Annotated in this window: 26 protein-coding genes and 1 pseudogene; 8 read left to right on the forward strand and 19 right to left on the reverse strand. The window is 71.8% G+C overall.

Going from position 1 to position 25,449, the window contains the following annotated elements; all coding sequences use genetic code 11:
• Positions 1–3: 3 nt before the first annotated feature.
• A pseudogene (locus ACFZDJ_RS12505) lies at positions 4–849 on the forward strand (DMT family transporter); the annotation flags it as partial.
• A 45-nt stretch (positions 850–894) separates the two neighbouring features.
• On the opposite strand, the gene ACFZDJ_RS12510 reads toward ACFZDJ_RS12505, so the two are convergent.
• A complete protein-coding gene (locus ACFZDJ_RS12510; protein WP_385371003.1) occupies positions 895–1,725 on the reverse strand; it encodes an alpha/beta fold hydrolase in 831 nt (276 codons plus the stop codon).
• Between the two features lie 230 nt (positions 1,726–1,955).
• On the opposite strand from ACFZDJ_RS12510, the gene ACFZDJ_RS12515 reads away from it, so the two are divergent.
• Positions 1,956–2,840, forward strand: coding sequence for an RNA polymerase sigma-70 factor (locus tag ACFZDJ_RS12515; protein WP_390937222.1), 885 nt, complete (start codon positions 1,956–1,958; stop codon positions 2,838–2,840).
• Positions 2,841–3,095: 255 nt separating this feature from the next.
• The gene (locus ACFZDJ_RS12520; protein WP_168506759.1) at positions 3,096–3,857 is read left to right on the forward strand and encodes a GntR family transcriptional regulator; all 762 of its coding nucleotides are present in this window, start codon (positions 3,096–3,098) and stop codon (positions 3,855–3,857) included.
• A gap of 132 nt (positions 3,858–3,989) precedes the next feature.
• On the opposite strand, the gene ACFZDJ_RS12525 is transcribed toward ACFZDJ_RS12520, so the two are convergent.
• From ACFZDJ_RS12525 to ACFZDJ_RS12535, 3 genes are all read right to left on the reverse strand, one after another.
• Entirely contained in the window at positions 3,990–5,147 is a 1,158-nt protein-coding gene (locus ACFZDJ_RS12525; protein ID WP_101407882.1) for an ROK family transcriptional regulator, read from the reverse strand.
• A gap of 122 nt (positions 5,148–5,269) precedes the next feature.
• On the reverse strand, positions 5,270–5,932 hold the full coding sequence (locus ACFZDJ_RS12530) for a response regulator transcription factor (protein ID WP_168506757.1): 663 nt from the start codon (positions 5,930–5,932) through the stop codon (positions 5,270–5,272).
• Between the two features lie 14 nt (positions 5,933–5,946).
• On the reverse strand, positions 5,947–7,116 hold the full coding sequence (locus tag ACFZDJ_RS12535; RefSeq protein ID WP_391058296.1) for a histidine kinase: 1,170 nt from the start codon (positions 7,114–7,116) through the stop codon (positions 5,947–5,949).
• 107 nt (positions 7,117–7,223) lie between these two features.
• Here ACFZDJ_RS12535 and ACFZDJ_RS12540 point away from each other — a divergent pair, with 107 nt between their 5' ends.
• The 3 genes from ACFZDJ_RS12540 to ACFZDJ_RS12550 are packed head-to-tail and all read left to right on the forward strand — an operon-like array spanning position 7,224 to position 9,372.
• Positions 7,224–8,165: an ATP-binding cassette domain-containing protein gene (locus tag ACFZDJ_RS12540; protein ID WP_391058299.1), complete on the forward strand. Its 942-nt coding sequence runs from the start codon at positions 7,224–7,226 to the stop codon at positions 8,163–8,165.
• Positions 8,162–8,887, forward strand: coding sequence for an ABC transporter permease (locus ACFZDJ_RS12545; RefSeq protein WP_391058302.1), 726 nt, complete (start codon positions 8,162–8,164; stop codon positions 8,885–8,887). Before ACFZDJ_RS12540 ends, ACFZDJ_RS12545 begins: the two co-directional genes overlap by 4 nt.
• 41 nt (positions 8,888–8,928) lie before the next feature.
• Complete coding sequence (locus ACFZDJ_RS12550) at positions 8,929–9,372, forward strand: hypothetical protein (protein WP_101407877.1); 444 nt, start codon at positions 8,929–8,931, stop codon at positions 9,370–9,372.
• Between the two features lie 9 nt (positions 9,373–9,381).
• On the opposite strand, the gene mug is transcribed toward ACFZDJ_RS12550, so the two are convergent.
• The 14 genes from mug to ACFZDJ_RS12620 form a co-directional block, all read right to left on the reverse strand.
• The gene (mug, locus tag ACFZDJ_RS12555) at positions 9,382–9,930 is read right to left on the reverse strand and encodes a G/U mismatch-specific DNA glycosylase (protein WP_391059132.1); all 549 of its coding nucleotides are present in this window, start codon (positions 9,928–9,930) and stop codon (positions 9,382–9,384) included.
• The gene (gene purB, locus ACFZDJ_RS12560) at positions 9,927–11,369 is read right to left on the reverse strand and encodes an adenylosuccinate lyase (protein WP_391058304.1); all 1,443 of its coding nucleotides are present in this window, start codon (positions 11,367–11,369) and stop codon (positions 9,927–9,929) included. Before purB ends, mug begins: the two co-directional genes overlap by 4 nt.
• A 92-nt stretch (positions 11,370–11,461) precedes the next feature.
• Complete coding sequence (locus tag ACFZDJ_RS12565) at positions 11,462–12,700, reverse strand: cytochrome P450 (RefSeq protein WP_390937236.1); 1,239 nt, start codon at positions 12,698–12,700, stop codon at positions 11,462–11,464.
• 24 nt (positions 12,701–12,724) lie between these two features.
• Positions 12,725–14,119 carry an NAD(P)/FAD-dependent oxidoreductase gene (locus tag ACFZDJ_RS12570; RefSeq protein WP_168506744.1) on the reverse strand — a complete coding sequence of 465 codons (1,395 nt, stop codon included), beginning with the start codon at positions 14,117–14,119 and terminating at the stop codon, positions 12,725–12,727.
• Positions 14,116–14,349, reverse strand: a complete 234-nt coding sequence (locus ACFZDJ_RS12575) for a ferredoxin (RefSeq protein WP_385371026.1) — start codon at positions 14,347–14,349, stop codon at positions 14,116–14,118. The genes ACFZDJ_RS12570 and ACFZDJ_RS12575 overlap by 4 nt, the downstream gene beginning before the upstream one ends.
• Positions 14,350–14,413: 64 nt before the next feature.
• On the reverse strand, positions 14,414–15,028 hold the full coding sequence (locus ACFZDJ_RS12580; RefSeq protein WP_391058307.1) for a hypothetical protein: 615 nt from the start codon (positions 15,026–15,028) through the stop codon (positions 14,414–14,416).
• 134 nt (positions 15,029–15,162) lie between these two features.
• Positions 15,163–15,501, reverse strand: coding sequence for a DUF4326 domain-containing protein (locus tag ACFZDJ_RS12585; RefSeq protein WP_054229004.1), 339 nt, complete (start codon positions 15,499–15,501; stop codon positions 15,163–15,165).
• 36 nt (positions 15,502–15,537) lie between these two features.
• Positions 15,538–16,320, reverse strand: a complete 783-nt coding sequence (locus ACFZDJ_RS12590; protein WP_391058310.1) for a GDSL-type esterase/lipase family protein — start codon at positions 16,318–16,320, stop codon at positions 15,538–15,540.
• An 82-nt stretch (positions 16,321–16,402) separates the two neighbouring features.
• A complete protein-coding gene (locus ACFZDJ_RS12595; protein ID WP_168506724.1) occupies positions 16,403–17,416 on the reverse strand; it encodes a hemolysin family protein in 1,014 nt (337 codons plus the stop codon).
• Complete coding sequence (locus ACFZDJ_RS12600) at positions 17,413–18,756, reverse strand: CNNM domain-containing protein (RefSeq protein ID WP_391058314.1); 1,344 nt, start codon at positions 18,754–18,756, stop codon at positions 17,413–17,415. Before ACFZDJ_RS12600 ends, ACFZDJ_RS12595 begins: the two co-directional genes overlap by 4 nt.
• Before the next feature lie 186 nt (positions 18,757–18,942).
• A complete protein-coding gene (locus ACFZDJ_RS12605) occupies positions 18,943–19,368 on the reverse strand; it encodes a GNAT family N-acetyltransferase (RefSeq protein ID WP_391058317.1) in 426 nt (141 codons plus the stop codon).
• A gap of 57 nt (positions 19,369–19,425) precedes the next feature.
• A complete protein-coding gene (locus ACFZDJ_RS12610) occupies positions 19,426–20,370 on the reverse strand; it encodes a TIGR03621 family F420-dependent LLM class oxidoreductase (protein ID WP_390937264.1) in 945 nt (314 codons plus the stop codon).
• 66 nt (positions 20,371–20,436) lie between these two features.
• On the reverse strand, positions 20,437–23,001 hold the full coding sequence (locus ACFZDJ_RS12615) for an FtsX-like permease family protein (protein WP_391058320.1): 2,565 nt from the start codon (positions 22,999–23,001) through the stop codon (positions 20,437–20,439).
• A gap of 10 nt (positions 23,002–23,011) precedes the next feature.
• The gene (locus tag ACFZDJ_RS12620) at positions 23,012–23,887 is read right to left on the reverse strand and encodes an ATP-binding cassette domain-containing protein (protein WP_390937268.1); all 876 of its coding nucleotides are present in this window, start codon (positions 23,885–23,887) and stop codon (positions 23,012–23,014) included.
• A gap of 146 nt (positions 23,888–24,033) precedes the next feature.
• Between ACFZDJ_RS12620 and ACFZDJ_RS12625 the strand changes: the two genes are divergently transcribed.
• Both ACFZDJ_RS12625 and ACFZDJ_RS12630 read left to right on the forward strand, forming a co-directional pair.
• Positions 24,034–24,297 carry a toxin-antitoxin system HicB family antitoxin gene (locus ACFZDJ_RS12625; protein WP_101407860.1) on the forward strand — a complete coding sequence of 88 codons (264 nt, stop codon included), beginning with the start codon at positions 24,034–24,036 and terminating at the stop codon, positions 24,295–24,297.
• A gap of 4 nt (positions 24,298–24,301) precedes the next feature.
• A complete protein-coding gene (locus ACFZDJ_RS12630; protein WP_054228993.1) occupies positions 24,302–24,676 on the forward strand; it encodes a hypothetical protein in 375 nt (124 codons plus the stop codon).
• Here ACFZDJ_RS12630 and ACFZDJ_RS12635 read toward each other — a convergent pair whose 3' ends face one another.
• Positions 24,677–25,363 (reverse strand): class I SAM-dependent methyltransferase, encoded by a 687-nt coding sequence (locus ACFZDJ_RS12635; RefSeq protein WP_384907627.1) that lies wholly within the window; start codon positions 25,361–25,363, stop codon positions 24,677–24,679.
• Positions 25,364–25,449 lie beyond the last annotated feature (86 nt).

Below are 25,449 nucleotides of genomic sequence, written 5' to 3' on the forward strand. Positions count from 1 at the left end.
GTCATGAACACCACCCCCCTGCGCGGGTCGCTGCTCGCCGCCCTCGCGTGCGTCCTCGTCGGAGGCTCCTTCACCGCCAACAGCGTCCTGGGTCACTACCCGTACGCGGGCGGTCAGTTCCTGCGCTACGGCCTCGCCTGCGTGCTGCTCCTGCCGCTGGTCGGACGGGGTGGCACGGCGCCGCTGCGGCGCCTCGCGGTACGCCGGTGGGGGCGCCTCGCGCTGCTCGCGGCCGTCGGCATGGTCGGCTTCAACCTCGCCGTGATCGCCGCCGAACGCACCGCGGAACCAGCCGTTCCGGGCGTCTTCGTGGGCTGCGCCCCGGTGGTCGTGGCCGTTGTCGTCCCTCTTCTTGAGGGCCGTCGGCCGCAACGGCAGGTCCTGTACGGGGCGTCGCTCGTCGCGGTGGGTGCCTTCACCGTGCAGGGCTGGGGCCGCACCGACGGCACGGGGATCGCGTACTCCGTGTGCGCGCTGGCGGGCGAGGTGGGCTTCGCGGTGCTCGCCGTACCGGTACTGCGCCCGCTCGGGCCCCGGTTGCTGTCGGCCACCGTCTGCGGGATCGCAGCGGTCGAGTCGGCGGTGGCCGGGATCCTCACCGCGCGCCTCACCGGCGGCGCGTGGCTGCGGACGCCGGACACCACCGAGGCCGCCGCGCTGCTGTGGCAGGCGGCGGTCGTCACGGTCGTCGGCTTCGTGTGCTGGTACATGGGCATGCAGCGCATCGGCGCGGAGCGCGCCACGCTCTTCTCCGGGCTCATCCCCGTCGCGGCGGCCTGCACGGCGCCGCTGGTCGGCACCGGCGCGTACGGCGCCGCGCAGGCCGCGGGCAGCGCCCTGGTCGGCGCGGGCGTCGCCCTGGGCTCCGGCGCGTGGCGCCTTGCCCGGCGTCGCTCAGCGGCTGCCGTCGAGGATCACGCGGGCGACGAGCGCCGGGTCGTCGTTCATCGGGACGTGACCGCAGCCCGGCAGCCGCACCAGCCGGGCCCGGGGAATGATGTGCTTGGCCCGGATCCCCTGGCGACGCACCAGCAGTCGGTCCCGGGTGCCCCAGGCCACGGTGACGGGCAGCCCCGGGATGTCGTCCGTGAACTGGACGCTGATGCCGGCCCGGAGGGTGTCGGCAAAGCCCTCGGCGTGGGCCAGCGCGAGGGTCTCGGCGACGACGGCCTCGGGTGAACGACGGCCGGGCCGGGCGTAGATGGTGCTGGTCAGGGCGGCCCGCCCGGCCGCCGAGCGGGAGAGCCGCTCGATCACCGGGAGCGGCAGGCGCCGCGCGCCCTGCCGCATCGCGAGCAGCACACCGAAGGCGTAACGCCGTTCGACCGGCGACCAGAACCCGGCGGGCGAGATCGCGGTGACGGACCGTACGAGCTTCTCGCGGCCCAACTCCAGGGCGAGCAGGCCGCCCAGGGAGTTGCCGGCCACGTGCGGACGCTCGATCTCCAGCGCCTCGCACAACCCGCCGAGCGTGGGCACCACCGTCCCGAGGTCGTGCGTGAGCCCGTCGGGCAGCGCCGGGGACTCGCCGAACCCGGGCAGGTCGACGGCTATCACCTCGCGCTCGGCGGCCAGGATGTGCACGACCGGGTCCCAGGCCTGCCGGTGGTGGCCGATGCCGTGCAGCAGGAGCAGCGGTTCGCCGGTGCCCACGCGCGCGTAGGACATGGTCACGGTCCGCGGACCGTGCGCGGAGGGAAGGCTGAAGGAGACCGTGGCGGACATGATGCTGCTCCTCGTCTGGTGGCAGGCTGACGAACCGTCTTCGTAGACAGCTTGTCAGCAACCGCTACCGACGGGTAGCCCCCGGGAGTCATCACCTGGATCCGCTCGCCCACGCTGTCCGACTAGACGGGCGACAGTCGGCCAACCGCCCGCCGACCGCCGGTCATTGCGCTCCGGAAGGCGGCGGTGCCGCCTGGACACGGCGGGGCGTGCCGGGATGGGATGGGGCCGTGACCATCGACACCGCGACCGAGGTCTTCGAAGAGCACCGCCCCGTCCTGATGGGCGTCGCCTACCGCATGCTGGGACGGGTGGCCGACGCCGAGGACGTCGTCCAGGAAGCCTGGCTGCGCTGGTCCGGCGCCGACCGGACCGAAGTGCGCGAACCCCGCGCCTACCTGGTGCGCGTCGTCACCCGGCTCGCCGTCGACCGGCTGCGCCAGGTGCGGTCGCGCAACGAGGCGTACGTGGGGCCGTGGCTTCCCGAGCCGTATGTCACCGACTTCGGGGACACCGCCCCCGACACCGCCGAGCGGGCCGTGCTCGCCGACTCCGTCTCGCTCGCCGTCCTCGTCGTCCTGGAGTCCCTTTCGCCCCTGGAGCGCGCGGTGTTCGTCCTCAGAGAGGCGTTCGGCTACCCGTACGCGGACATCGCCGCCGTCCTCGACCGGGGTGAGCCCGCCGTGCGCCAACTCGCCGGACGGGCGCGTAAACACGTCGAGGAACGACGGCCGCGCTACGAGGTCGACCCGGCCGAACGCCGCGACCTGACCGAGCGGTTCCTCGCGGCGGCGGGTGGAGGGGACCTGGAGGCGCTCATGTCCCTGCTGGCCCCGGACGTCCGCCTGATCGGCGACAGCGGCGGACTGTCCAAGGCGCCGCTGCGGGTCATCGAAACCGCCGACAAGGTGGGCCGCTTCCTGTACGCCGTCGCCCAGCAGGGCATCCCCGATCCCTCGTACCGCCTCCTGGAGCTCAACGGCGGCGCCGCGCTCCTCGTCCTCTCCGGCGACAAGCCCGACAGCGCCGTCCAGCTCGATGTCGTGGACGGCCGGATCCGGTGCGTCTACATCGTGCGCAACCCCGAGAAGCTGGTGTCCCTGGGCAACCAGTAGCCACTGCGGTCCCCTTGCGCCCCTCGAAAGCCCCCGTCTTCTGGACGGGGGCTTTCGGCGTTGTGTCACGAACATCACCCCGCGCGAACGCCCTGTGAACGCTGTGCGGCAAGGCGCCTCCGCAATCCGTAAGGGATCGAGGATTGGTCTTGACCAAGGCTGGGGGCGGCCCTATGGTCGCAGGGATAGTGCAAGAACCTTTAATAAACAAGGGCGCTAAAACGCCGCCGGGCCACGGCGATTGCGGAGGACAGGGTGGGGACCACGCAGCTGGAAACGGTGCCGGAGCCGAAGTACTGGCATCTCAAGACGGTGCTCACCGAGGCATTGGACTCTGAGTTCTCCGTGGGCGAGATCCTGCCCAACGAACGCGACCTCGCGGCCAGGTTCGGCGTCGCCCGAGCCACGCTGCGCCAGGCGCTGGAGCAGCTGGAGCTCGAAGGGCGACTGCAGCGCCGCCGCGGGGTGGGCACGACCGTCGCGCCGCCGCGCGTGGGCGTGGCCGTCGGAACCGAGCAGCATGTGTGGCCGGGCGCGGTCGGCGACGCCTGGCAGCCCGTGGACTGCGAGGTGGCCCTCCCGCCCGCCGCGGTGGCCGACGTCCTGGAGACGGGCCCCGACGACCAGGTGCACACGATCCGCCGCTCCCGTGTGACGCACGGCCAGCCGGTCGCCGCCGAGCTGCTCTACATCCCAGCGTCCTCGGTGCCCGGCCTCTCCGCGATCGACGCCCCGTCGGGGTCGACCCTCGCCCGTGCCGTGCTGCGCGAACTGCAGCACCTCGACCTGGAGGGCCAGGACCGCGCCGTGGAGCTCGGCTCGGCCCGCGCGGACGACGCCAAGGAGCTCGACCGGCTGCCCGGGGCGCCCGTCCTCGTCGTCACGACCCGCTACTTCGCCGAGGGGCGCACCGCCGCGGTCTCCGTGGCCACATACCGCGCCGACACCTGCCGGCTGACCTTCGGCGACTCCGGCGGCGTGGAGATCCACCACGACCCCGAGCGCCGGGCTTCCTGAGCCGCGGCCCGGGCCTGATCCGCGCGACAGGCCCCAGGTCTCAGCCGTCACGCCCCGGAACACTCCGGGGCGTGACGGCTTTTTCGTGCCCGTGAGGACGGTGACCGCTTTCCTGCTTCCGTGAACCGCAGGTCAGCGGCGTGCGGTCACGGTCCCCTCCACCGCGAACAGCTGCTCCTCCACATGATCGAGGGCCAGCCGCAGGGCGCCCGTCGCGACGGCCGCCTCGCCCAGCAGGGAGAGCGCCACCTTGGGCGGGCGCAGACAGTAGCGCGCCAGTTCGCGCCGCAGCGGTTCCAGTACGCCGTCCAGACCGGCCGCCCAGCCGCCGACGACGACCAGTTCCGGGTCGAGGGCGAGGACGAGGGCCGCCACGTCGTGCACGAGACGCTGGATGAAGCGGTCGACCGCCGCGCGGGCTCGCTGGTCACCGCCCTTGGCCAGCGCGAAGACCTCGGCGACGGCCTGCTCGTCGAGCGGGTGCAGGGGCTCGTCCGTGGTCGACAGCAGTGTCTCGGGAGTGGCTCCGCGGCCGAGCAGATGGAGCGCCCCGATCTCCCCGGCGGCGCCCCCGTATCCCCGGTGCAGCCGCCCGCCGATCAGCGAACCGGCCCCCGGACTCAGCCCGGCCAGCACGAACACCACGTCGTCCGACTCCGTCGCCGAGCCCTTCCAGTGCTCGGCGACCGCCGCCGCGTTGGCGTCGTTCTCGACGAGCACCGGGCATTTGAAGGAACGGTTCAGTCGGTCGCCCAGGCGCAGCCCCGTCCACTCCGGCAGCGCGGTGCCCAGACGTACGGTGCCGTCCGCCTCGACGATCCCCGGGCTGCCCACGCCGACCGCCCGCAGGGAGCTGCGCGCGACACCCGCGCGGCGCAGCAGATCGGCGACCGCCGTGCGCAGCCGTTCCAGCCGCTCGTCCGCCGACGCGGTCTCGTCCACGTCCTTCGACATGGCGCCCAGCACCCGGCCGTCCAGATCGGCGAGGAGCCCGGCGACGCGATGGGGACCGATCTCCAGGCCCAGCAGATGGCCCGCCTCGGCCCGGAACCGAAACCGCCGCGCGGGACGGCCCTGACGCCGTGCCGCGCCCTCCTCGGCCGCCTTCTCGACCACGAGCCCGGCCTCGATCAGCCCTTCCACGACACCCTCGACCGTGGGCCGGGACAATCCGGTCACCCGGGTGATCTCGGTCAGCGTCGCGCAGTCCGTGGCACGCAGCGCGTGCAGCACCACCGCGGAATTGATCCTTCGCAGCAGAGAGGGGTCCCCGCCGGTCAACCGCCCCAACGTCCGTCCTCCCAGCTCGTGCGCGTGTTGGCCGGATCGTACTCGGCGCGGCGCGCCCCGGCGAGAGCCGGGGACCTCCTTTGCTACCGACCGGTCGCTTCGGCCACCGGCGGACCGCCGTTTCAGCCCGGGGCCACGAACCCCGACTCGTACGCCGCGATGACCGCCTGCGTACGGTCCCGGGCCCCCAGCTTCGCCAGTACGGCGCTGACGTGCGACTTGACCGTCTCGGTCCCGACGATCAGCCGCCCGGCGATCTCCGCGTTCGACAGCCCCCGGGCCATCAGCCGCAGCACCTCCGCCTCCCGCTCGGTCAGCGCGGCCCGCTCCATGGCCGTCCGCGCCGCCGGATTCCCGCTGCCGCCCCCGTACTCGGCCGCCAACTGCCGTACGGACGCCGGGAACAGCAGCGACTCGCCCTCCGCGACGAGCCGCACGGCGTGCACGATCTCGGCGGGCCTGGCCCGCTTCAGCAGAAAACCGTCGGCACCCGCGCGCAGCGCCTCGTAGACGTACTCGTCGTTCTCGAACGTGGTCACGACGAGGATCTTCGGGGGATCGCTCACGGTCCGCAGGACCGCGCGCGTGGCCTCGATGCCGTCCATGAGCGGCATGCGCACGTCCATGGCGACGACGTCCGGCCGCAGCTGCCGCACGAGCGGGATCACCGCGGCGCCGTCGGCCGCCTCTCCGACGACCTCGATGTCGGGCTGCGCCGCCAGGACGGCCCGCAGACCCGCGCGGACGAGCGGTTCGTCGTCGACGAGGAGAACGGTGACCGGCATCCGGCCAGCGTAGATCAGCGCAACGGCAACTCGACCCGTACCTGCCAGTCACCCCCGTCCGGCCCGGTCCGTGCCCGCCCGCCGAGCAGCGCCGCCCGCTCCCGTATGCCCCGCAGGCCACTGCCGCGGCCCGGCCCCGCTGTCCCGGCCGTCAGCGGATTGCGGACCTCCAGGCCCAGAGTGCCGTCCTCGACCGCGATACGGACCCGCACCGGCACGCTCCCCGCGTGGCGCAGCACGTTGGTCAGGGACTCCTGGAGGATGCGATAGCCCTCGCGGGAGACCGGTCCCGGCACGGTCTCCAACGCACCCGTCACCTCGGCGTCGACCTTCGCACCCGAACCGCGCGCCGACTCCAGGAGTCGGTCGGCCTCGCTCAGCGTGGGTCGGCCGCTCGCGGGGCGCCCGGCCTCGCGCAGCACGCCGAGCACGCGCTCCAGGTCCTCCAGGGCGGCCCGGCCGGTGTCCTCGATGGCGAGCAGCGCCCGGTCGGTGAACGCGGGGTCGCCGGCCGCCCGTGCCGCGCCCGCCTGCACCACCGCCACGGTCAGCGCGTGCCCGATCGAGTCGTGCAGCTCACGGGCGATGCGCGTGCGTTCCAGGAGCTGTTCGGTGCGTTCCTCCAGGGCGGCGAGGCGCTCGGCGGGAGAGGGGCCCAGCAGCCGGCGCGCGATGGCCGTGACCAGCTCGCCGAGGCCGACGACCGCGCCGTACAGAGCGAGCAGCGGCACGGGTACGAGCAGGGCACAGGCCCACGGCGGGGGCGACACCGGCAGCAGTGTGACGTCGACGGGGCGACCGGAGGCGGCCCCGGCCAGTTCGACGGCGGTCACCGGCAGCCAGACGGTGACCCCCATCGCCACCGCCCCGAGGCCCATCCGTACTTCGAGCCACAGCACGGTCCGCAACCGGTCCCGCCAGGTCGCCGACGGCGCGACCGAGATCGCCGCGTCCCGGTCGCCCCGCTCCTGCGGCTCGTCCGGCGCCAGCATGTACCGCGCCTGCACGCCCTCGCCCCGCCGCACGGACGGGACCAGCCCCAGCGGGATCAACAGCACCGCGGGCACCCACGGTCTCGACATGTCGATGAACAGCCACACGCTGACGAACAACATCGGCACCCACAGATGCAGCAGGCGCGTGTAGGTGGTCCCCAGGAGCAACGGGCGCAGAAAGCGGGCCATCGCGTCATCGTCCCAGCCGGCCCCGGCAACCGGCTTCCCCCGAGCGGGGGAGACGAACTCCACCGGCGGGGGAGTACCGACCGCGCAAGGGCCGCCAGGCTGGGGCCATGAACAGCATCGACGTCCAGAACCTGACCAAGGAGTACGGCAGTCGGCGCGCCGTGGACGACCTCACCTTCAGCGTGCTTCCCGGCCGCGTCACCGGCTTCCTCGGACCCAACGGCGCCGGAAAGTCCACCACCATGCGGCTCGTCCTGGGCCTGGACCGGCCCACGTCCGGCACCGCCACCGTCGGCGGGCGGTCCTACGCCACGTTCGACGAACCCCTGAGCCAGGTCGGGGCACTGCTCGACGCAGGGGCCGCGCACGGATCGCGCACCGCGCGCGACCATCTGCGGGCGCTCGCCGTGAGCAACCGCATCCCCGAACGCCGGGTGGACGCCGTGCTGGAGGAGGCGGGGCTCGCGTCCGTGGCGCGGCGCAGGGTGAACACGTACTCCCTGGGCATGCGACAGCGCCTGGGCATCGCGGCCGCACTCCTCGGTGACCCGCCCGTGGTGCTGCTCGACGAGCCCTCGAACGGGCTCGACCCCGAAGGGATCGTCTGGATCCGCGAGGTGCTGCGCCGACTGGCCCGCGAAGGCCGCACGGTGTTCGTCTCCAGCCATCTCATGAACGAGACCGCGTCCTTCGCCGACCACCTCGTCGTCCTCGGCCGGGGCAGACTCCTCGCCGACACACCCCTGCGGGAGTTCATCCACGCGCGTGTGCGGCCCCGGGTACGGGTGCGCACCACGGACGGCGCCGCCCTCGGCGCGCTGCTCGCGCGCCACGGTCACGAGGCCGTCGAGGGTGCGGACGGACGGTGGACCGTCCCGCACGCACGTGTGGAGGACATCGGGCTCCTCGCCGCGGGCGCGGGACTGCCGATCCTCGAACTCGTGGCGGAGGAGGGCACGTTGGAGCAGGCGTACCTGGATCTGACGGCCACCGAAGCCGAGTTCACCGCCGTACCGTCGCCTACGAGGCCCCAGGAGGCCCGGTCATGACCTTCGCACCCGTACTCCACGCGGAGTGGATCAAAATCCGTACGCTGCGGTCCCTCGTCGCGGGACTGCTCGCCGTGCTCCTCGCGACGGCGGCGTTCTCCGCGCTCGCCGGTCTCGACGACTTCCGGGGCCAGGACTTCGACCCGCTGTTCTCGGTGTTCTTCGGCGTGAGCTTCGGGCAGATCGCGGCGATCACCTTCGGCGCGCAGGCCGTCGCGGCTGAGTTCCGGGGCGGCGCGCTGCGGGTGTCGCTGGCCGCGGTGCCCCGGCGGGGACGGTGGTTCACGGCCAAGGCGGTGGCGATCGGGGTTCCCGCGCTGGCCGTCGGCCTGGTGACCGGGCTCGTGAGCCTGGTCGTGGGCAAGGCGGTCCTCGGATCCAGGGCGAGCGGGCTGACGTGGGGCGAAGGGGTACGCGGGGCCGTGGGCTGCGGCCTCTACCTTGCGCTGATGGCCCTGTTCGCCGCCGGGCTCACGGCCGTACTGCGCAGTGCGGTCGCCACGCTGGGCATCCTGGTCCCGTTCCTCCTGATCGTCTCCTTCGTGATCGGCGGAATGTCGGGCGGTGTGGCCGACTTCCTGCCGGACCGGGCGGGCCAAGTGGTGCTCCACGAGACGTGGAACGGCGCACTCGGCCCCTGGACCGGGCTCACGGTGACCGCGGCCTGGACGGCGGCGGCCCTCGCGGCGGGTGCGTGGTGCCTGCGGCGCAGGGACGCCTGACGGCACGGCAATTGTCAGTGGCAGCCGCTTTACTGGACCTCATGACCAGCGCGCAGCACCTCGCCACCATCCTGCGACTGTGCTCCGAGGACTTCCCCCGTGAGCACGGCCGTTCGGACGTCGGCGACGCGGGACCCGGCTACCACATCGCCGAGTTAGCGACGAGCGAGGAATTCTGGGAGGACGACGGCACGGCACGGGAGGAGACGGCGGAGCAGTACGAGGCCGACCGGGACGGTCTTTCGGTGCTGCTCACCCACCGCTGGGGGCCTCCGCAGGTCTTCAGCCTTTCGAGCGTGCTCGACCGGACGATGGACGGGGAGGACATACCCGAACCCTGGGGCATCGTGAGCGGGCATGTGCCCGATGTGCACCTCTGGAAGGCGACCGGGCACGACCGCTGGGTCGCCCTCGGTGTCTCGCAGTGGGACAAGGAGTGGCCGTTCCAGCTCCTGGCCGTGATCACCGAGATCGACCCGCCGTGACCTGATCCGCTACCCCTCGGCCGCGGCCACCCGCAACCGTCCGAACTCCTTCGCCATCGTCTCCGCCGTCCAGTGCGCGTTGAGCCCACTCGGGTTGGGCAGCACCCAGACCCGGGTGTCCCCGATCGTCCGCTCCTGCGGGCCGATCACGGCCTTCCGGTCTTCGAAGGCCGCCCTGTAGGCGGTCACCCCCACCACCGCCAGCCACCCCGGCCGCAGTCGCTCCACCTTGGCGCTCAGCAGCCGTCCGCCCTCGCGGTACTCCTCCGCGGACAGCTCGTCGGCCCGGGCGGTCGCGCGCGCCACCACGTTCGTGATGCCGAGCCCGTGCGACGGCAACTCGCCCTGCTCCGACGGCTTCATCAGCCGGGGCGTGAACCCCGACAGATGCAGCACGGGCCAGAACCGGTTGCCGGGACGGGCGAAGTGATGGCCCGTGGCGGCGGTCATCAACCCTGGATTGATGCCGCAGAAAAGCACCTTGAGGCCGTCCCCGACGACATCCGGCACCAGCCGGTCGCGGGCGGCCTCAAGGTCCGCGGGAGTGAGCCGCGTCAGAGGATCGCCCCCGGCGTGTAGCCCGCGGCCTCCGGGTGCTGCTTCACGATCTCCTCGATGCGGCCGACGACGGCGGCGACCTGGTCGGCCGCGGCACCGGTGAACGACAGCTTGTCGGCCATCAGCTCATCCAGCTGCGCGCGGTCGAGCGGAATGCGCTCGTCGGCGGCGAGCTTGTCGAGGAGCTCGTTGCGCTCGGTGCCCTGTTCGCGCATGGCGAGCGCGGAGGCGACGGCGTTCTCCTTGATCGCCTCGTGCGCGACCTCACGGCCGACGCCCGCGCGCACCGCGCCCATCAGGACCTTGGTCGTCGCGAGGAACGGCAGGTAGCGGTCCAGCTCGCGCGCGACGACGGCCGGGAAGGCGCCGAACTCGTCGAGGACGGTGAGGAAGGTCTCCAGCAGACCGTCCAGCGCGAAGAACGCGTCGGGCAGCGCGACCCGGCGGACCACCGAGCAGGACACGTCGCCCTCGTTCCACTGGTCGCCCGCCAGCTCGCCGGTCATCGAGGCGTAGCCGCGCAGGATGACCATGAGGCCGTTGACACGCTCGCAGGAGCGGGTGTTCATCTTGTGCGGCATCGCCGAGGAGCCGACCTGGCCCGGCTTGAAGCCCTCGGTCACCAGCTCGTGCCCGGCCATCAGCCGGATCGTCTTGGCCGTCGAGGACGGCGCGGCCGCCAGCTGCACCAGCGCGGTCACGACCTCGTAGTCCAGCGAGCGCGGGTAGACCTGGCCGACGGAGGTGAAGGCCTGCGCGAAGCCGAGGTGCCCGGCGATCCGCTGCTCCAGCTCGGCGAGCTTCGCCGCGTCCCCGCCCAGCAGGTCGAGCATGTCCTGCGCGGTGCCGACCGGGCCCTTGATGCCGCGCAGCGGGTAGCGGCCGAGCAACTCCTCGACGCGGCCGTACGCGACGAGCAGCTCGTCCGCCGCGGTCGCGAAGCGCTTGCCGAGAGTGGTTGCCTGGGCGGCCACGTTGTGCGAGCGGCCGGCCATGACCAGCTCGGCGTACTCGCCCGCCAGCTTGCCGAGCCGCGCCAGGACGGCCACCGTGCGGTCGCGCATCAGCTCGAGCGAGAGCCGGATCTGCAGTTGCTCGACGTTCTCGGTGAGGTCCCGGGACGTCATGCCCTTGTGCACGTGCTCATGCCCGGCGAGGTCGTTGAACTCCTCGATCCGCGCCTTCACGTCGTGCCGCGTGACCTTCTCGCGCTCGGCGATCGAGGCCAGGTCGACCCGGTCGAGGACGCGCTCGTAGTCGGCGATCGCGGCGTCCGGGACCTCGATGCCGAGGTCCTTCTGCGCCCGCAGCACGGCGAGCCAGAGCTGACGCTCCAGCTTCACCTTCTGCTCGGGGGACCAGAGCGTGGCGAGCTCGGCGGAGGCGTAGCGTCCGGCGAGGACGTTGGGGATACGGGGCTTTGCAGGCGCGGCAGTCACGTGGACGGAGTTTACCCGCCGTCCGGAGGGGCTCCGGAACGTCCGTACGCTCCGGAGCCCAGGTCAGCGGCGGTGGCCCTGGTCAGGTGTGCCTAAGGGCGGATGCCGTCGCAGGCGATCGGCAGATGGCGCGGGCCGCGCAGGACCGCGTTCTGCCGGTAGGGCGGCGGGTCCTCCAGCAGCCGGGGGTTCTCCAGTCTGCGGGCCAGTTCGCTCAGCGCGAGCTGTGCCTCCAGGCGGGCGAGCGGGGCGCCGAAGCAGCTGTGGATGCCGCTGCCGAAGCCGAGGTGCTGGATGTCCCCGCGGTCCGGGTTGAACCGGTCCGGATCCTCGAAGCGGTCGGGGTCACGGTTCCCCGCCGCCAGCACCAGCCACAGCGAGGCGCCCTTGGGGATGGTGACCCCGCGGACCTCGATGTCGGCGATGGTGGTGCGCTGCGGCACCAGCTGCACCGGCGGCTCGAACCGCAGCAGCTCCTCGACGATGGGGACGGCGAGGTCCGGGTCCTTGCGCAGCCGCTCGAGCACGTCGGGGTTGCGCAGCAGGGTCAGCATGCCGTTGGTGATGAGGTTGACCGTCGTCTCGTGGCCGGCGATCAGCAGGAGCGCCGCGGTGCTCAGGACCTCCATCGTCGTCATGACACCGTCCGGCCCTCCCGCCGTGGACAGCTGGGACAGCATGTCGTCACCGGGCTTCTTGCGGCGTTCCTCGATGAGACCGGCCAGATACATGCCCAGCTCGGTGCGGGCGTTGTGGGAGACCTTGGCGCGCTCGTCGGCGTCGGCGCCCGGGTCGGGGTCCAGGCTGGCGGCGATGATGTCCGCCCAGGAGTGGAAGCGCGCCTCGTCCTCGCGCGGCACTCCCAGCAGCCGGCAGATCACGGTCACGGGGAAGGGATAGGAGAACTGGTCGACCAGATCGATCCGGTCCGGGCTGTCGATGCCGTCGATGAGCCCGGAGACGATGTCCTTCAGCTCGCCGTGCATCTCGTGGACACGCCGTGGGGTGTGCGGCGGCCCGAACGGCCGGTTCGTCATGCGCCGCAGCCGGTCGTGCTCCGGCGGGTCGAGCCGCAGAAAGCTCGGCGGAAGGGCCGTCTCCTCGTCCCCTTCGGCGGCCAGCGGGTTCGCGGTCGCCGGCGTCTTCAGATTGCGGGCGTCGGAGCTGATGCGCGGATCGTGGAGCAGGCTCTGGATGTCGTAGTACCCGCTGACGACGTACGGTCCGTCCGCGTCGTGGTACACCGGCGTCTTGCGCAACTCCGCGTACAGCGGATACGGATCGGCGCGGTGGGCGTAGTCGATGATCTGCCGCAGGATGGCTTCGGTCATGGGTGCGTCCTAGGGAACGTCGGATCAGTGCCGAGCGGGGGTGAACGTCAGCCGTCGGTCGTCCGGCGCGTATCCGCTGAGGGTGACGGTCGGGCCGTGGGTGGGCACGGACGGGTCGGGGAAGTCGGCGGGCATCGGCTGCTGCCCCTCGGGGCGGCGGTCCACCGTGGGGAAGGCCGGTGGGAAGGGCGCCGTGGTCTCGATGAGCTGCTGGTAGAACTGCAGCCATCTCGTCTGGTCGAAGGTGACGGCGCCGATGACGCGCCCCTGGTACCCGTAGACGCCGGTGAACCGGTGCTCGCTGCGGGAACCCTGGGCGATGAGGATCTCCGTCCCCATCGACGGCACCCCGACGGACTTGATGTTCACGCCGAACTGGGAGGACCAGAAGGCGGGCACCCAGATGTGGGGGCGGCGGTCCGCGCTGTCGCTCAGCATGTTGTGCGCGGCGGTCTCGGCCTGGGCGACGGCGTTGCCCCAGTGCTCCAGGGACAGGAACTGGTATCCGAACAGCGGGTGCGGGGATCGTGCGACGTCGCCGGCCACATAGATGTCGTCGGTGACGATGCCCCGGATGTCGAAGGCGCGGCACCCGGCGTCACACGCGATCCCGCGGGGACCCGCGCCGAGTCCGGACCCGGCGAGCCATTCGGTGTTGCGCTGGGCGCCGAGGGAGACGACCACCACGTCGGCCTGGATGGTGTTCCCGTCGGAGAAGTGCGCGGCGCGGACGTGTCCCGCGGAATCGCCCTCCAGGCGGGTCACCATGACGCCGCAGCGCAGGTCGACGCCGTGTTTGCGGTGCAGTTCGGCCGCGACCTCGCCGACGACTCCGCCGAGCGCTCCGACCAGCGGCGCGTCGGCCCGCTCGGCCACGGTGACCGCGATCCCGCGTTCCCGGCAGGCGGAGGCGATCTCGGAGCCGGTGAACCCGGCCCCGATGACGAGCACGCGGCGGGGGCCCTGCGCGAGCGAGCGCTCCAGCGCGTCGGCGTCGTCGCGGGTCCGCAGCACGAACACCCCGTCGAGCTCCGCCTCGTCCTCCTGGGGCCAGGGTCTGGCCCGTACACCGGTGGCGATGAGCAGCCGGTCGTACTCCACCTCGTCGCCGTCGGCCAGCCGCACCCGCCGGGCCGCCATGTCGAGGCCGGTGGCCGGAACCCCGAGGCGCCACTGCGCGTCGATGGCGCGGTGCCGGGGAAGGCCGGTGCGGTCCGCCGTCGCCCTGCCCAGCAGGACCTGCTTGGACAACGGCGGTCGGTCGTAAGGCTCGTAGGGCTCGTCCCCGATCATCGTGAGGGAACCGGCGAACCCCTCCTCACGCAAGGTCTCCGCGGCCCGAAGCCCCGCCAGTGAGGCGCCGACGACCACGATGCGGCCTTCACGCCTGAGCCGGTCCAGCGATCCGTCGGCGCTCACCGGACGGCCTCCCGGTCGGTTCCGGGGTTCCCGTCCAGGGAGTTCGCTTCCACCATGATGGCCTGGACGGGGCACGCGGCCACGGCTCGCGCCATGTCCTCGCGCCGGTCCTCCTCGGCCTCGGGGTTGTAGAGCAGGGACTCGTCCCCGTGCATGGCGAAAACATCGGGGGCCAGGAACGCGCACTGCGCGTATCCCTGGCAGCGGTTGAGATCGACGACAAGCCTCACCGAGGATCAGCCTTTCCGTGGCCCGTTCTCGTCCCCCTCCTCCACAGCATGCGCGAGAGGGTGCTCAGCCGCTCGCCGGGGTGCGCAGGCCGACACGGAGGATGTGGAGGCTGACGACCAGCGCCCAGGCCGGGAAGACCAGCTCCGACCAGGGCAGAGAGGATCCCGCCATGAGCAGGACGAGCCCCGCGAGATAGCCGAGGACGGCGAGCGGACGGGGGAGGACGCCCAGACGGTGACCGATGGTCGAGGTCGTGAAGACGAACACGGCGGCCATGCGCAGCGCGTACGTCGTCATCAGCGTGTAGGCGAAGTCGCGGCCGAAGCCGGAGGGTTGGCTCAGCACACTGCCCGCCGCGGCGCCGGCCCCGAACATGGTGGCCACGAAGACCAGTCCGCTGCCCATGAAGACGGTGGCGATGAATCTGTCCTCGGCATCGCCGACCCGTGCGCGCACGGCCCCCATGAACCACAGGAAGAAGATCCCCGCGAACGGGACGATCTCCAAAGCCGTACGCACCGCCCACCGCTCGTTCGGCGCGACGGTCGCGTCGGCGGCGTTCCCCGCCGGGATCGCGATCCGTACCAGCACGATCGCCGCCCCCAGCAGGAGGGCGAACACCGTCCCCGCCAACCCGGCGGCGCGCGGTGTCCGCAGCCGTTCCTCCTTCGGCTTCATCGGCGCTCGCTCTCTTCCCGAAGCCCCCGTTCCCTTCGGTCCAGCAAGCAGGCACCGGTGCGCTCACGCCACCGGGGGAACCCGTGGGGGTGATGCCCCCGCTCGGCCGGGGCCGGTCGGGGGAGTCGGCGGCGCTACGAGGCGTCGGCCAGCTCCGCCAGGATGTCGCCGTGGCACAGCTCGGGTGCGCACCAGCAGGCCAGCGTCTTGCCGCGCAGGGCGGGCACCTGGTCGAGGAGGTCGGGGCGTTCGAGGAGGTACGCCCGGTACTTCTCCATGATCTCGGCGCGGGTTCCGTCGCGCTTCTTCGTGGGGGTGTCGTAGGCGAAGGGGTTGTAGAGCGGGTGCTGCGGGAGGTCCCAGTGGCCCATGGTCCAGCGGCGGCCGATGTAGACGAGGTCCGCGGGAGCGTGTTCGAGCCGGGGACCGAACTCGTGGATATGACCCTTGAGGTTGATCACGGTGGTGGGCATGGGATTCCCTTCGGCCGTCCGCCTACCCACCGGTGTCTACCGCACGGACCCCTCGTACGGCAGCAGCTCCGGCCGCTTGGCCGGGCGTCCGTCACCCGATGAGCGTCCCGTCAGCCGTCGTCCTATCCACGGCAGCAGGTGCTGCCTGGCGAAGCTGGCGTCGGCGGCGCGGCGGGCGGCCCAGCCGGGCGGCGCCGTCGGCGGCATCGGCGTACGCCACTCCTTGTCCTCGGGCTCGTACCCGAGCGTCTGCCAGACGGCCTCCGCGACCCGGCGGTGCCCCTCGGCCGTCAGGTGCAGCCGGTCCACGTCCCACATCCGGGGGTCGGCGAGCGAGGGCGCCCCGTAGAGGTCGACCACCAGTGCGCCGTGCCGGTCCGCGAGCTCGTCGACGACGGAGAAGAGCTCCTCCATACGCGGCCGGAAGCGTTCGAGCACCGGACCGTTGCGGCCCGGGCTGCGCATCAGGACGAGCCGCTCGCAGGCGGGGGCGAGCCGCTCCACGGCCTCCTCCAGGAGGGCGCGGACACGTCCCATGTCGACCTTGGGGCGCAGTGTGTCGTTGAGTCCGCCGACGAGGGTGATCACGTCGGGCCGCATCGCGACCGCCGCGTCCACCTGCTCCTCGACGATCTGCCCGATCAGCTTGCCGCGCACCGCGAGGTTGGCGTACCGGAAACCGGGCGTCCGCGCGGCCATCCGGCCGGCGAGGAGATCGGCCCAGCCGCGGTAGGAGCCGTCGGGCAACCGGTCCGACATGCCCTCGGTGAAAGAGTCGCCGACCGCGACAAGACTGGTGTGGGTGGCATTCGTCTGCATGGCGGACAAGATGCTAACCCGCACGCATACTCGCCGGTCGGTCGGGTCGCCACCGGGGACGGCCGGGACGGCCCGGCCGCGCTCACACCGTCTGCCCGAACAGCTCCCTCAGCACGTCCTCCATCGTGACCAGCCCCGTCATCCGTCCGTCGCTGCCCATGACTCCCGCGAGGTGCGTACGACTGCGGCGCATCGCCGTGAGCACGTCGTCCAGCGGGGTGCTCTCTCGTACCCGCGCGATCGGCCGCATGTCCTCCACCCGGAACGGCACCTCGCGCGGCATCGCGTCCAGCGCGTCCTTGACGTGCAGATAGCCCACGATGCGGCGCCCCTCGTCCACGACCGGGAAGCGCGAGAAGCCGGACTCGGCGGACAGCCGCTCCAGCTCCTCCGGAGTGACGCCCACACGCGCGTAGACGACACGTTCCAGCGGCAGCACCACGTCCCGTACGGGCCGGCGGCCGAGCTCCAGCGCGTCGTGCAGCCGCTCCAGAGCGCGGTCGTCGATGAGCCCCGCCTCGCCGGAGTCCTTGACCAGCCTGGCCAGCTCGTCGTCGGAGAAGGTGGCGACGACCTCGTCCTTCGTCTCGACCCGCAGCAGCTTCAGCAGGCCGTTCGCGAAGGCGTTGACCGTGAAGATCACCGGGCGCAGCGCCCGGGAGAGCGCCACCAGCGGCGGTCCGAGCAGCAGCGCGGTGCGCACCGGCTCCGCGAGCGCGATGTTCTTCGGCACCATTTCGCCGAGCAGCATGTGCAGATAGGTCGCCAGGGCGAGCGCGATCACGAACGAGATCGCGTGGCCCGCGCTCTGCGAGACGCCCATCGCGTGGAACGCCGGTTCCAGCAGGTGCGCGATCGCGGGCTCGGCCACGATGCCGAGGACCAGCGTGCACAGGGTGATGCCCAGTTGCGCGGCCGCCAGCAGCGCGGACACGTGTTCCAGGCCCCACAGGACGCTGCGTGCCCGCCGGTCGCCCTCCTCGGCATGCGGTTCGATCTGGCTGCGGCGCACCGAGATCAGCGCGAACTCGCCGCCCACGAAGAAGGCGTTCACGACCAGCGTCGCCAGCCCGATCAGCAGTTGTACGACGGTCATCGCGGCCCCCTCTCCTCGTCGTGGCGCTGCTCCCCGTCGCGCGGCGCGTGCAGCAGCACCCGCGCGGCCCGCCGCCCGGAGGCGTCCACCACGTCGAGCCGCCACCCGGCGACCTCGACGGCGTCCCCGACGGCGGGTATGCGGCCGAGCCCGGTCGCGAGGAACCCGGCCAGGGTCTCGTAGGGCCCCTCGGGCACCCGCAGCCCGACGCGGGCCAGCTGGTCGGTGCGGGCGGACCCGTCGGCCGAGTAAAGCGCCCTCCCCTCCTCGTCCGTGCCGGCCGGGGCCAGGTCGGGCGTCTCGTGCGGGTCGTGCTCGTCGCGGACCTCGCCGACGACCTCCTCGACGATGTCCTCCAGGGTGGCGACGCCCGCCGTGCCGCCGTACTCGTCGATGACGACGGCCATGGTGCGTCCGCCGGACAGCCGGTCGAGCAGCCGGTCGACGGTGAGTGACTCCGGTACGAACAGGGGTTCGCGCATGATCCGGGAGACGGGGGTGCGAGGCCGCGGCTCGGCGGGTACCGCCACCACGTCCTTGATGTGTGCCACGCCCACGACCGAGTCGAGGTTGCCGCGGTAGACGGGGAAGCGGGACAGACCCGTCGCCCGTGTCGCGTTCGCCACGTCCTCGCAGGTCGCCTGGACGTCGAGCGCGATGACCTGGACACGCGGGGTCATCACGTTCTCCGCGGTCAGGTCGGCGAGGTTCAGGGTGCGCACGAACAGCTCGGCGGTGTCCGCCTCCAGGGCGCCCTCCTTGGCGGAGTGCCGGGCCAGGGCGACCAGTTCCTGGGGTCCGCGCGCGGAGGCCAGCTCCTCGGCCGGTTCGAGGCCGAAGACACGTACGACACGGTTGGCCGTGTTGTTGAGATGCGTGATGAACGGGCGGAACGCGGCGCTGAACCAACGCTGCGGCGTCGCCACCCGCTTGGCCACGGCGAGCGGTGAGGAGATCGCCCAGTTCTTGGGGACCAGCTCGCCGACGACCATCAGGAAGACCGTCGACAGGGCCGTACCGATGACCAGCGCCACCGAGCGGGACGCGGAGGGCGAGACACCGAGCGACTCCAGCGGACCCGCGATGAGCTTGGCGATCGACGACTCGGAGAGCATGCCGACGACCAGGTTGGTGACGGTGATGCCGAGCTGGGCGCCGGACAGCTGGAACGTCAGATTCCGCGCGGCCTTGAGGGCGCCCGCCGCGCCGCGCTCACCGCGCTCGACGGCGCGCTCCAGCTCGCTGCGCTCGACCGTGGTCAGTGAGAACTCCGCCGCGACGAAGGCGCCACAGGCCAGCGAGAGCAGCACCGCCACCAGGAGGAGGAGCACCTCGGTCATCGCGTCACCTCCGTCCCATGATCGGCCAGGGGCGGGGGGATCGCGCGATGTCGGGTACGGGGAGGCTCGCCCATCGGCGGACGCTCACACCTTTCATGGGAGGACCGGGTGATCCTCTTTCATAGGAGGACCGGGTGATCCTCCCATGGTAAAGGATCGGCAAAGTACCCTCTTGGGCGCTGGAGGCTAGTCGGTGAGCGGCTTCGCCCAGCGGCGCCACTGCTCCTGGAGCTCGTACCCGGCGGCCCGCCACGCATGCTGCCCGGTCTCGTTCCGCCGCAGCACCATCGCGTCCGAGCGCCGCCCCCCGAGCCGTACGAACCGCTCCTCGGCGGCGGCGAGCAGCGCGGAGCCGATCCCGCGGCGGCGCCGCCCGGGATGCACCGCGAGCCGGTACAGATGGCAGCGCCAGCCGTCGAAGCCCGCGATCACCGTGCCCACCAGCTCGCCGTCGTCCTCGGCCAGGATCAGCGCCTCCGGATCGTGGGCGACCAGTAGCTCTATGCCGTCCTGGTCGTCACTGATACTCGTGCCCTCGGCCGCCACCTTCCAGAAGGCCAGCACGGTGCCGAGGTCCTCGGGCGTCGCAGCCCGTATCCGCAAGTCGGTCATGGCGCCGATCCCATCACGCGTTCCGTGGGACGGCACCGAATTCCACGATCCGGAGGGTCACTCGCCCCGCAGCGCCTCGACGACGGGGGCGAACGCCTCCATGTTCGGCTCCAGGACCGTCAGATACGAGAACCCGTACCGCTCCCGCTGCGCCCGCACCTGCGCGACGATCTGCTCCAGCGTTCCCACCAGCACGATCGGCAGCTCCAAGACCTCGTCCTCGGTCAGGTTCGGGATACGGGGCAGCCAGGGCCGGATCGCGGCGCCGCGGTCGTCGGTGACGGCGAGTATCTGGATCAGCAGATTGAGCTCGGCGGGCTCCTTGCGTCCCTCGGCCGCCTCCCGGTACAGGGCGACGCGTTCGTCCATCTCGGCGGCCGTGATCGGCTCCAGCGTGCCGCCCGGGCTGGTGCGCGCCCCGGTGAACGCCGCGATGTCCGCGTGCTCGGCGGTGAGCCGCAGCATCCGGTCGCCGTTGGCGCCGATCAGCAGCGGCACGCGGGGCCGCTGTACCGTTCCCGGCCGGTGCTCTCGCGAACCGAGGAGGCGCTCCAACTCCTCCACGGTGCGCTGGAGATGGTCGACCCGCTCGCGCGGCGAGCCCCAGGGGAGACCTGCCGTGTCGTGCTCCGCGGGGATGTAGCCGGTGCCGAGCCCGAGTTCGAGGCGGCCGCCCGTCAGTGTGTCCGTGGTGGCGACCTCGCGGGCCAGCAGCGTGGGATTCCAGAAGCCCGCGTTGAGCACGAAGGTGCCGAGGCGGGGCCGCTCGGTGACCTCCGCCGCGGCCACCAGCGAGGGGAAGGGCGCGGGCATGCCCAGGTGGTCGGGGACCAGGATCACGTCGTAGCCGAGTTCCTCGGCCCGCCGGCACTTGGCGCGCCACTCGTCGAGGGGCGCGGGGTCGAGCAGGTTGATGCCGAAGCGGAAGGGGCGGAAGGGGCGGGAGGATCCGGAGGGTTCGGAGGATCCGGAGGGTTCGGAAGAGGGTAGGGGCCGCGACATGAACTCTCCTCACTCACGGGCGACTTGCGCCCGAGGGGTGAACGGGGCGGACACGACGCGAGTACATCATTCGTGTGCGATGGCCGCCAGGACGTTCATGCGCGAGGCACGCAGCGCCGGCAGCAGCGCCGCCACTATGCCCACGACCGCCGAACCCACGACCACGGCGACGATGGTGGTCCAGGGGATGGCGAGCGACTTCATGCCCTGGAGCGCGAGGACCCGCTGCACACAGACGCCCCAGACCAGCCCGAGCGCGAGGCCGAGGGCGGCGCCGAACACGGCGATCACCACCGACTCCAGCCTGATCATCCGGCGCAGTTGGCGCCGGGCGAGCCCGATGGCGCGCAGCAGTCCGATCTCACGGGTGCGTTCGACCACCGACAGGGCGAGGGTGTTGACCACGCCGAGCACCGCGATCACGATCGCGAGTCCGAGCAGCGCGTACACGAGGTAGAGCAGCACGGCGATCTGGTCGTGCACGAGCTTCTTGTAGTCGGCCTGGTCGCGGACCTGCACCTGTGGATAGGGCTTGAGCGTCTGCTCCAGTTGCGCGCGCAGCCGGTCGGGGCTGGTGCCGGGCGCCGCGTTCACGTACAGGGCCGAGTCCTGCCCGCCGGGCACGTACTTCTCGATCGTGCCGAAGCCGAAGAACAGCCCGCCCTCCATCCCGAAACCCCCGGAGCCGCCCTGGTCGGTGAGCGCCCCCACCGTCAGGTCGGTCTTCCGCCCCGCGGGGAACTCGACGGGGATCGCGCTGCCGACGCGCACGCCGTGCTCCCGCGCGAACTCCGCGTCCATCGCCAGGCGCCCGGCGCCGAGCGCCGCCGCCGTGTCCCCCTGGGTGTACGTGACGTGGGCGACGTCGTCGAGCCGCGGATCGTAGCCCGCCGCGGTCGTCTCGACCCGCTTGCCGTCCGGCAGCCGCACCGCGACCGGCGTGAACCGCTGGCGGACGACGAGCCCGGCACCCTGGGTGGCGCGCACCTTGTCCGTGATCTCCGTGGTGAACGGCACGAAGTTGCTGTTCTGGATCACGAAGTCGGAGCCCAGCGTCTTGTCGATCTGATGGTCGAAGGACTTGCTCATGGACGCGCTCGCCACGGACATCCCGCCGACCAGCGCGAGGCCCACCATGAGCGCGGCCGCCGTGGCGCCCGTGCGCCGCGGATTGCGCAGCGCGTTGCGCTGGCTCATCCGGCCGACCGGGCCGAACAGGGCGGGGAAGGCACCGCCCAGGACCCGGATCACCGGTCGCACGAGGAGCGGACCCGCGATCACCGTCGCGATGAGGGTGAGTACGACACCGAGGCCCAGCAGGGAGGCGGACGTCGCGGTCTTCGACGCCGCGGCGCAGCCGGCCAGCGCGGCGGCTCCGGCCACGCCCACGACCGAGCCCACCAGGGCGCGCGTCCGCAGCGGCCGTCCCACCCCGGCGACCTCGGCGTCCGAGAGGGCCGCCATCGGGGAGACACCGGCCGCGCGCCGGGCGGGGAGATACGCCGCCACGAAGGTGACGCCGACCCCGACGACGTACGACGTGACGGGGGTCGGCCACCCGATCACCATCTCGGTGGACTTGAGGTTCATCCCGAACGCGCTCATGAGCCGGATCAGCCCGAGGGCGAGCCCGATCCCCGCGGCGAGTCCGAGCGTCGAGCCGACCAGACCGAGCAGCAGTGCCTCGGTGAGCACGGACCGCCGCACCTGCCGTCGGTCGGCGCCGAGTGCGCGCAACAGGCCCAGCTCACGAGTGCGTTGGGCGATGAGCATCGAGAAGGTGTTGACGATCAGGAAGACGCCGACCAGTACGGCGATGCCGGCGAAGCCGAGCATCACGTACTTGATGACGTCCAGGAATCCGCCGAGCTGCGCGGCGGCGTCCTTGGCCTGCTCGTCGGCGGTCTTCACCTCGTAGGTCCTGGTGCCGACCTGCGCCGCGATCCGCTGCTTGAGCGGAGCGTCGGCGACCCCGGGCGCCGCGTCCACCGCGATGCTCGTGGCGGCGTCCGGGCTGCCGAGCAGGTTCGTCTGTGCGGTGGGGGTGTCGAGGAACAGCAGCGCGGCACCGGGGTTGGTGGTGGTGAAGGTGGCGATGCCGACGATCTTCACCGGGAAGGTGCGCTGTGCCTGCACCGTCAGGCTGTCGCCGATCGCCACGTGCTTGCGCTTGGCGGTGTCCGCGTCGAGCAGCGCCTCGTCGGCGCCGTGCGGGGCGTGGCCGGAGGTCAGCTTCACCGGGCTGCGCTTGGTGACCTGCCAGTTGGTGGCGATGGTCGGCGCGCCCGAGGTGGGTCCGATCGACTTGTTCTCGCGGTCGACGATGGTGAGGTTCTCGACGCTCACGTCCACATGGGTGGCCGCCACGCCGTCGACCTTCGCGAGCCGGTCCGCGAGCGAGGCGGGCAGCGTCGGCGTGGCACCGGTCGACACCCGCGACTTGAGATCGTTCTTCGGCGACACGGTCACATCGGCCGCGGTGGAGGCGAAGAGCCGGTCGAACGTACGGGTGACCGTGTCCGAGAAGATCAGGCTGCCCGCCACGAACGCCACGGACAGCACGACGGCCAGCGCGGACAGGAGCAGCCGTCCCTTGTGGGCGAGGAAGCTCCGCAGAGTCGCCTTGAGCACGGCCGCCGCCTCAGTCCTTGTCGAAGGTGTCGAGATTGTCGAGGGTGTCGAGAGCTACGTCGTCCGAGTCGGCGGCCAGAACCACGTCGTCGGAGGGGCCCCCGGCGGCCGGGCGGCCCCCGGAGAAGTGCCGCATACGCTCCAGCACCGCCTCCGCCGTCGGCCGCCGCATCTCGTCCACGATCCGCCCGTCCCCGAGGAACAGCACCACGTCGGAGTGGGCGGCCGCGCCCGGATCGTGCGTGACCATGACGACGCTCTGGCCGAGGTCGTCGACCGCCTCGCGCAGGAAGCCGAGGACCTCGAGCCCCGCACGGGAGTCGAGGTTGCCGGTCGGCTCGTCCGCGAAGATCAGCTCGGGGCGGGAGGCCAGCGCCCGCGCGCAGGCGACGCGCTGCTGCTGCCCGCCGGACAGCTGCGCGGGCCGGTGCTTCAGCCGGTCCCGCAGCCCGAGCGTGTCGATGACCTGGTCCAGCCACTTCTGGTCGGGTTTCTGGCCCGCGATGTCCATCGGCAGCGTGATGTTCTCGGCCGCGTTCAGCGTGGGGATCAGATTGAAGGACTGGAACATGAACCCGATCCGGTCCCGGCGCAGCCGGGTCAGCTCACGGTCCTTGAGTCCCGTGATCTCGGTGTCACCGAGCCACACCTGTCCGGCCGAGACGGTGTCGAGTCCCGCCAGGCAGTGCATCAGCGTCGACTTCCCGGAGCCCGAGGGGCCCATGACCGCGGTGAAACGGCCGCGCGCGATGTCCACGTCGACCGAGTCGAGGGCGAGGACGGTGGTCTCGCCGGATCCGTACGCCTTCGTCAGGCCGCGGGCGCGAGCGGCGACCCCTTCGGCCTCCCGTCGTCCGACGACGTGCTCCGCAGCAGGTGTGGACAAGGCCGCCTCCTCCGTGTTGGACGTCCTGACTCCCCGGTCCCGGCCGAGCGTAGTGTGATCCCGCCCACAGCCGGTATCCCCCCGAGGTACCGGCTCCGGCGAGTCGCCCCTTGCGGGTGCTAGCACTTCGGCGCTAGCTTCGAGGTATGGCGAAGACCCAGCTGAACGTGCGGGTGGACGAGGGCACGGCCCGGGCGGCCCGGGAGCGGGCCCTGGAGCGCGGTATGAGCGTGAACCGCTACATCGAAGAGCTCGTCAGACAGGACACCGGGGAGGTCGGTCACACCTTCGTCGACGCGGCCTCCGACTTCATGAAGCAGTACGCGAACGTCTTCGCCGAGGAGTTCGGCACGGACCGGGAAGGCGCACGGGACACGTTCCGGGACGGCTCACGCGAAGGTCGTCGTTGATCCCTTGAGCAGTCTCAGAGTCGACCTCGCCTGGCTCCTCATGATCGCCGAACAGAAGACGCCCGGAGATCCCCAGGTCACCGACTGGGGAGCCCTCGTCGCCGCCGTCAGCCGGCACGAGGCGGAGATATTCGGCATTCCCGTCTACGACAGCCCGCACGCCCGCGCCGCCGCGCTGCTCCAGCTGCTGCTGCACGTCCCGGCGCTCGAACGTTCCAACGCGATGTTCGCCTCGGCCGTCGCGTACGCCTATCTCGTCGCCAGCGGCCTCAAGGTCGTCACCTCGCCCGAGCAGGTGCGCGAACTCGCCCGTCTGGTCAAGGGCGGTGACGCGACGGTGCACGAGATCGCCCAGGAGCTGCGGCAGTGGAGTCTGTGACTACTCCGGGATCAGCGGGCGCCTCGCGCTGCCCAGCACGCAGTACGACGTGGGCAGCCGCGGCCCCTTCTCGGGAATGAACAGCCGCCGGTAGGGACCCAGTTCGAACCCGGCCTCGCGCAGCGCGGCGATCGGGTCGCGGGCCAGATGGCAACCGCCGTTCAGCCGCGGCCACACCGTCCGGTCCAGTCCGCGCTGGACGGACGCCATCACACGTCCGTCGCCCTTGCCGTGCTCGAAGAACCACACCGTGCCACCGGGCCGCAGCACGCGCCGCACCTCACCGAGGGCCCGCGGCACATCGCGCACACTGCACAGCACCAGCGAGAGCACCGCCCCGTCGAACGCCTCGCTCTTGACCGGCAGCGCCTCCGCCGCGCCCGGCACCACGTCCACGGGTACCTCGGAGCGCAGCGCGGCCTCCACGGCCAACTGCCGCAGCAACCGCTCGGGTTCGATCGCGACCACCTCGGAGACGGCGCTCGGGTAGTGCGCGAAGTTCAGTCCGTTGCCCGCGCCGATCTCGATGACCCGCCCCGAGAGACCGGTGAGCAGCCGGTCGCGTACCGCGCCGATGCCCATCCTGGTCTCGGCCGCCACGCTGATACGGGCGTAGTAGCGGGCGAACAGCGGATGGTGCACGGCGTCCCGCGACACCTTGGCGGAGCCGGCTGACCTGAAGGGCATGACGGACCTCCCGGGAGGACGGGGTCTTACCGGGATTGTCCCCCCAGAACGTCCGCCACACGCTCTACGACGCTCGGCCTACGTCA

This window comes from Streptomyces sp. NPDC007896 (genome assembly GCF_042959425.1).
Taxonomy (GTDB): domain Bacteria; phylum Actinomycetota; class Actinomycetes; order Streptomycetales; family Streptomycetaceae; genus Streptomyces.